At 42.7% G+C, this 4,992-nt stretch carries 5 protein-coding genes; all 5 read left to right on the top strand.

The features are described 5' to 3' along the window. The first annotated feature begins 364 nt into the window (after positions 1–364). A complete protein-coding gene (locus LUQ50_RS06870) occupies positions 365–1,207 on the top strand; it encodes a type IV pilin N-terminal domain-containing protein (protein WP_300038160.1) in 843 nt (280 codons plus the stop codon). Between the two features lie 5 nt (positions 1,208–1,212). Then, positions 1,213–1,653 (top strand): type IV pilin N-terminal domain-containing protein, encoded by a 441-nt coding sequence (locus LUQ50_RS06865; protein ID WP_300038158.1) that lies wholly within the window; start codon positions 1,213–1,215, stop codon positions 1,651–1,653. 55 nt (positions 1,654–1,708) lie between these two features. Then, positions 1,709–2,857, top strand: coding sequence for a DUF4114 domain-containing protein (locus LUQ50_RS06860; protein ID WP_300038155.1), 1,149 nt, complete (start codon positions 1,709–1,711; stop codon positions 2,855–2,857). A 210-nt stretch (positions 2,858–3,067) separates the two neighbouring features. Then, positions 3,068–4,519, top strand: coding sequence for a response regulator (locus tag LUQ50_RS06855; RefSeq protein WP_300038152.1), 1,452 nt, complete (start codon positions 3,068–3,070; stop codon positions 4,517–4,519). A 119-nt stretch (positions 4,520–4,638) separates the two neighbouring features. Then, a partial coding sequence (locus LUQ50_RS06850; RefSeq protein WP_300038149.1) for a CHASE4 domain-containing protein occupies positions 4,639–4,992 on the top strand: 354 nt, incomplete at its 3' end.

Here is a 4,992-nt window from a genome sequence, read left to right as displayed (position 1 = left end):
TATCTTTGAATCTCTCACCTCAAATTTATCATATACTATCGGTGATACTATCCGAATCAATAAAACCTCCTATTCCACCCCGGTAGATACTGTTACAATCATTTCAAAGACTTTATCTGGGGAGAATATCACTCTCGCTATGAATCAGTTTGGGACGGATGTTTCCAGTACTTAATTTTAGTTTGATCAATAATTGTATCACATATTCCCAATAATATACGGAGTTAATTTTTTGTGCAGATCTCCTCAAAATTTGGTTATTTCTTCTTCAAATATTTAATTTAAATAATATATGTCCGAGTTTCCTGCAAAAGTATAAGTTCTGATAGAAAGACCACAGTGTTTGCCGAAGGGGGCTTGTGAATTGAAAAATGAATATGCTGTATCAGAAATAATTGGGGCAGTCGTTCTGATAGGCATAGTAATGGGGGGAATGGCGATTCTCGGAGTGATCCTACTATCAACACCAACCCCAGAGAAGACCCCTAAGGCTTCAATTAGTTCGTACTGTGTGCGGTGTGATCTGAATGATACTAGTACGTATGAGATCATCGTGTATCATGGGGGTGGTGAACCTTTAGCAAGGAACAATACCCGTTTTTATCTCCAGACTGAAGATGGAATAGTAAAAAGGACTATTCCTTGGTGGGTTTATAAAGGAACTCCTGAAGATTGTATGTTTTCTGATATTGGTGATAGTGGCACTTCAAGTAGAGAAACTTGGTCAACTTCTGATTATTGGATGAGTGGAGAAACCATCAGATTCAGGTTTAATAGTTCCTCGAAGCCTGCTGGGATGGATGTCAGATACTATCCGTACAATTCACCGATGATTAAGGCTGACTTTAAAAATGAAATCCGGAATAGTACCTGTGTAAAAGAAAACAACCCGACTGAGTGTTATGATCCGACTGGAGAATTGACTCCAATCCTGAAAAGTGTTTCATGCCCTGCAGGATGTTATGGAGAATGTCAGGCAGTATTTACCTATTCTCTCGGCAAGAATGCAGATGGGACTGAAAAAATTTATTCTATTCCTATTCATGATAGTGGAAAACCCTGGAATAACTTTGTTGGATCAAATACAACCGGAACATTGGAGCAATTTGATTCAGATGGTTCTGAAAAAGATCTCATTACTGTGACATTTTTTAAGCAGGTTGAATGGCGATTGGGAAGATCAATCGCTTCAGGGGTATGTGAGTAGATCTTATGAAAACAGAGAATGGTATTTCAGAAATCGTAGGAGTAATCCTCTTAGTTGCCATAGTGATAGTTGGTATTGGGATTGTCGGAGTTTTTTTATTTTCCACTGCTCCACCTCAATCGAAGGAGAAAGCAGTGTTGAGTTCATCATGCCTCGATTGTAATGGAAGCTCGTTTGTAATCGTTATCAGGCATGAAGGAGGGGATTCACTGGATCCTCAAAAATTTATCTACTGGATAAGGACTGAATACTCGAATGGGACTCCTTTTGAGCGTATAAGGGCTTATGGCACTTGGTTCTATACTGGAGAGAAATTTGCAGGGCTTTCAAGAGACGAAATTTGTTTCCCGAATAACACTTCTGATAATTCATATAACTCCTCCACGAGTATGAAAAATGGCGATGCAGTTGTAATTTGGTATGGTATGAAAAATAGTACAAATTAGAGGTGACAAGATGTATCGAGTTTTCAAAACCAATTGCATAATGTGCCTTTGCATTATGTTTGTTTTAGGAATATCCTGTATTGGGGTTGTGAGTGCGCTTGAGAACAATACCGGGCAAGGAAAACCGAGGGGAATTGATATCTATGTCGGAGATGTTCCTTACGGTTCCTCTCTTGGTGGGACGATTTCCAGTGCTGAAAAAGGAGTTGGTGACTTTCAGGTAATTGTTGATGATAACAAAGCTAATAAGCAGGATCCTGAATGGTTTGCAAATCTTGGGGTTAACACTACTTCGACCCCGACTGTAACTCCTACGATGACCCCTACTCCCACTGCAACTGCTGTTATTCCGATAGACACCGGTGGATTGGGTGCCCAACTGTGTGTTCTGGATGCGACGAGTGATGTGATTGTTGATTTTGCATATTCTGATGCTGGATATACAAATGCATTTGCGTTATCTAGCCCAAAAAGTGTTTCATTAGGCAAGAATACGACTGAAGGTGTTCCCCCAGGTACAGCGTTTGGTACTGTCTGGAATCTGGGGACATTTACTCCAGGGCAGGAACTCATCTTTAGTGATACGGCAAATGGAAAGACCTACTACTCCGGTCCAGCTTCGCGAAACCCTGATAAAATTATCCATGGAGCAATAACCCTGAAAAATAGCACGGGTACATATCATAAATATCTAGTAACCTTTGAAGATTACTGGCAGGGTGGGGATAAGGATTATAATGATCTGGAATTTTACGTAAGTGGTAATGTCTCAACCTCATGTACAATTGATGAATCTGATGAGGATAGCGGAGGCGGTGTAGTAATTCCAGTGTACGTACAGGGTTCAGTATGTAAATGTAAATCTCCTACATATGATAGTAAGGGGAAGGCAACATGTGTTGCCCAGTTTACCTATACTAACTCTGCGGGGAAGGCATTTTCGATCCCTGTTGGTAGTTCCAGTTTGCCTTGGAATGAATTTTCCGGGTCCGGAATGGTTGAGCAGTATCGGTGCCAGCCGACGAAATTTTATCTCGATCCAACTACCAACTCTCCGTTCTGGACAAATAGGTTCTGGAATAACATAAAGTGGAAATTGGGTTATGAACAGAGTATTCTGGTAAAATGCGATGGTTCTACTCCGGCTTGTTCGGATAGTGATTCCGTTTGTACAGAATGTAAAAGCAATGATGGGGTCAGATAGGGTGAATTTTATTCTCGAAACATTTCCCCACTCTATTTTATTTGGTACTTACTAGCAGGTTGGATGGTCCAATTAAAGAATTTCGTAGATTCAGAATTCGACGAAAGATCCCTTCTCCTTAATTTTGTGAATTCAGGCGGCTTTAAAATTCTTTCACATACGGAAACAATTATCCTTTAAAAGATTAAACTAACAATACTAGGCTCAAATATGCCAATTCAGGTTCTGTATGTCGATGATGAGATCCCACATCTGATGCTTGCCCAGGAATACTTAGGCCATTCAGGGAAGGTCGAACTGACCTGTGTGAGTTCAGGGCGGGAAGCGATTGAAGCTCTTGAAAAGGGCTCCTTTCAGGTCATCGTATCCGACTATCAGATGCAGGATATGAATGGAGTAACCCTTCTGAAGTATATCAGGAAAAATTTTGGAAATATCCCATTTCTCCTCTTTACGGGAAAAGGAAAAGAAGAAGTCGTCATTGAGGCTCTCAATCACGGGGCTGACTATTATATCCGGAAGGGTAGCGATCCCTTTGAACAGTTTGCAATCCTTGAGCAGCGTATCCTTCAGGTCGCTGATAAAAAAGATGTGCAGGAAGAATTGGCAGCACGAGAGAAACTCTATCAGTCAGTTCTCACGGTTCAAAGTGAGTACCTGGTAGACTTCCTCCCTGACCTGACAATTATCCACTCAAATGAATCTTTTTCCAGCCAGTATGGGGGAGCTCCAACTGATATGATCGGAAGGAAGTTCCTCTCTGATCTCTCACCGGAGGATCATGACGAACTCCTAGGTGCCATTAACCTCCTGACACCGGACAATGGAACCGTGGATCTCCAGCAGTCCATTACCGCATCAGATGGAAGCCCGCTCACCTACTCATGGCATATCGAAGGAGTATTCGCTACTGATGGGCAACTCGTCAGTTGCAAGGCAACAGGTCGCGACATCAGTAACGAGGGAGAGGCCAGGGAGGATATCAGGGAATATGAAGAAAAATATCAGGAAGCAGCTACTGACATCCCAAAAGATCTGGGGGACTTCGATGAGAATATTCCACTCAATTTCATCATTGAAAATACCCGTCCCATCGGTACATGGTTGCTCCCCGAACTGATCCGACAGGCACGTGCCTCCAAAATGAATGGCATTGCATCAGCAACCGGCCAGGATGGGCATCGGGCATTTTTGATCTTTCAGAATGGAGAACCCGAGGGTGGCATCTATATCGATAGGTCAGGAGTCCTATATGGTGACAAAAGTATCCTCTTTCTCAAGGACAGTCATCAGTTTACATTCTATCCAACTGCTCCGGAAGTGTCCACCCGATTTGTAACCGGTTGTCGCATCTATGACAAAAGTCACATCCGTGCTCCTAATACCTATGAAATCCCTGAGATCCCTTCGATTCGAAAAGGCATTGGTAACATTACAATCATCCTTCGAAGGGGAAATAAACCGCTCCCCGGAATTCGGGTTACTATCAAGAGTGGGGGAAAGATCGTTGGCAATGATGTTACTTCAGCACTTGGGCAGTCCTCATTTCAACTGCTTTATGGAAGTTATACCGGGGTCGTTCTCACCGAATCAGGGAATCTTCATACCTTTAGTTTTCAGGTAAAAACGCCTGATTCATCACATGCAGTGGACCTGACCTGAACCTGCCATGACCTGATGGAAATCAGAGACCATCGTCTATGGCAACGAATTGAATTGGTATTGTTCAGGCCAGGAAATCTTCTCTGATCGTTCTCAGTATCTAAACGGGGGTTCATGAGATGCGGCTTTATGCACAGACAATTCTCATCATTGCAGTAACCATACTTGCGGTCGCTGCAATTCTGTTTGTCACCTTTGAATATACGGTGATGGGGAGCCTTTCTGCACTTGAGCAGGAGTATTCCTCAGAAGATCTACACCGTGCAGAAAATTCTATATCCGGAGAAGCGACCCGTCTGTCAGAAATCTCCCGTGACTGGGGGGTATGGGATGATACCTATCAGTATATGGGCACCAGGGATTCTGGATATCTCACTTCAAACTTTGTTCCATCATCTCTGAAAGGATTGAATATATATCTGATAGCGTTGTATGACGGTAATGGCTCTCTCGTCAGTGGGGTCACTGCCAGC

The organism is Methanospirillum sp. (assembly GCF_028679455.1).
In the GTDB taxonomy this organism is placed as follows: domain Archaea; phylum Halobacteriota; class Methanomicrobia; order Methanomicrobiales; family Methanospirillaceae; genus Methanospirillum.
The sequence above is the reverse complement of the archived record's forward strand: the minus strand, read 5'-3'. Positions and strand labels throughout refer to the sequence as shown.

Excerpts from the sequence above, each read along its gene's own strand:
- LUQ50_RS06865 (WP_300038158.1), top strand. The coding sequence starts at position 1,213 with ATGAAAACAGAGAATGGTATTTCAGAAATCGTAGGAGTAATCCTCTTA.
- LUQ50_RS06855 (WP_300038152.1), top strand. The coding sequence starts at position 3,068 with ATGCCAATTCAGGTTCTGTATGTCGATGATGAGATCCCACATCTGATG.
- LUQ50_RS06860 (WP_300038155.1), top strand. The coding sequence starts at position 1,709 with ATGTTTGTTTTAGGAATATCCTGTATTGGGGTTGTGAGTGCGCTTGAG.